General features: G+C 70.0%; 2 protein-coding genes. One reads left to right on the top strand and one right to left on the bottom strand.

Translation table 11 applies throughout. The features are described from left to right. The first annotated feature begins 122 nt into the window (after nt 1–122). Complete coding sequence (locus C3492_RS43785) at nt 123–629, top strand: hypothetical protein (RefSeq protein WP_103818110.1); 507 nt, start codon at nt 123–125, stop codon at nt 627–629. Here the strand turns inward: C3492_RS43785 and C3492_RS43780 are convergent. Next, entirely contained in the window at nt 571–1,377 is an 807-nt protein-coding gene (locus C3492_RS43780; RefSeq protein ID WP_103818109.1) for an IS5 family transposase, read from the bottom strand. The genes C3492_RS43785 and C3492_RS43780 overlap by 59 nt on opposite strands. Nucleotides 1,378–1,646: the final 269 nt, after the last annotated feature.

Genomic DNA, 1,646 nt, shown 5'->3' with positions numbered 1-1,646 from the left:
AGAGGTCGTTCTCTTTCCGAACCTCGTGTGCGGTTTCCGCTGGTCCGGCATGACATGGCGGCTGGCGAGGGAGTCTCGGTCCGTTGCTGATCGAGACGTCGTGGGGGTGGCGGATGCCGTCGATGCGGGCGGTGTTGGAAACGCGGCAGAAGGCCGCGGCGGTGCGGGTGGAGGAACTCGAAGCCGAGTTGGAGCGGGTGCGAGCGGCTCTGGCGGAGGCCGAAGAGGTGCTCAGGTGCCGGGTGATCGGCCTGGAGCAGTATCTGGAGGCACTGGCCGAGGAGGAGGCGCCCGCCGTGGTGGTCGGCAGAGCACCGCAGAAGAAGCCGGTGGGGCCGCGCCGGGCGGTGCCCCACCGGGACAAAGCCTTCGGAACCGAGGCGTTGTCGGTGGACTACCAGGCGTTGATGGCCGCCGCCCTGGAGGCGGGAGGCGACGGGCTCGGCGCCCGGCGGGCGGCGGTGGTGCTGGGATGGGACAGTGCGTCCGCCTCCCGCGTCGAGGGTGCGAGGGCGCGGCTGAAGAGGCTGGTGGAACGGGGCTGGCTGGTCGAAGTCAAACCGGGCAGGTTCACGCTGCCCGCAGCGGAGCAGGGCTCTGCTGCCGGGCGGCCAGGCGGCGGCTCATGAGGGTGGTCATCGACCACAGGATGACGGCTTCGCTGGTGTCGGTGCGCCGTTCGTAGTCACGGACCAGACGCCGGCTGCGCAGGAACCAGGCGAAAGATCTCTCCACCACCCAGCGGCGGGGCAGCACCTGAAAGCCCTGGACGTCGTCACTGCGGCGGACGACGTCCAGGACGAGTCCGAGGTGCGCGGTGGCCCAGTCGACGAGGTGGCCGGTATAGCCGCCGTCGGCCCAGACCCGTGACAGCCGCCGGAAGCAGCCCGTCGCCGCCGACAGCAGGGTCCGGGCGGCGTCCCGGTCGGTCGCGGACGCCGGCGTGACCCGCACGGACAGCAGCAGTCCGAGGGTGTCGGTGAGCAGGTGCCGCTTGCGTCCATTGATCTTCTTCCCGGCGTCGAAGCCCCGCGAGGTGAGGGCGACGGTGGCGTCCGCCTTCACCGACTGCGAGTCGATGACCGCCGCACTCGGCTCCTCATCACGGCCCTCAGCCCTGCGGACGGCACCGCGCAGCCGGTCGTGCAGCTCGGCGATCAATCCTGTGTCCCGCCAGCGGGCGAAGAAGGCATACACCCGTGGCCAGGGCGGGAAGTCCGACGGCATCGCCCGCCACTTGATGCCGTTGTCCACGAGGTAGCGCACCGCGTCGATCATCTGCCGGTGGCAGTAGCCCTCCGGCCGCCCGCCCCGGCCCGTCAGCCATCCAGGAACCGGCAGCAGATCCCGCACCAGAACCCACTCAGCATCGCTCATGTCCGAGCCGTACCGGGGCCGGCGCACCGGCCGGTCGGCCGCGTTCCCGAACCTGTGGGCGAGACAGTCACACCCACGAGTGGACGGACTGGACCCGGCAACCATGACCACGCGACACTTCGACAACAGGGCCTCTTGCTCCTCGCTGGACTCGACATCCGCGAGCTACCAAGAGGCCCTTCTTCCATGCGTCCGCACCGGCCGACTCACCCGAACCAGGCCCCTGTTCGAACCCCGCCGATCAGCCGAGCGGATAGAGAACAGCCAGT

This window comes from Streptomyces sp. Ru62, from assembly GCF_002920615.1.
In the GTDB taxonomy this organism is placed as follows: Bacteria; Actinomycetota; Actinomycetes; order Streptomycetales; family Streptomycetaceae; genus Streptomyces.
Note: the sequence above shows the minus strand (reverse complement) of the source record. Positions and strands in the feature narration are given on the sequence as shown.

Excerpts from the sequence above, each read along its gene's own strand:
- C3492_RS43785 (WP_103818110.1), top strand. The coding sequence starts at position 123 with ATGCGGGCGGTGTTGGAAACGCGGCAGAAGGCCGCGGCGGTGCGGGTG.
- C3492_RS43780 (WP_103818109.1), bottom strand. The coding sequence starts at position 1,377 with ATGAGCGATGCTGAGTGGGTTCTGGTGCGGGATCTGCTGCCGGTTCCT.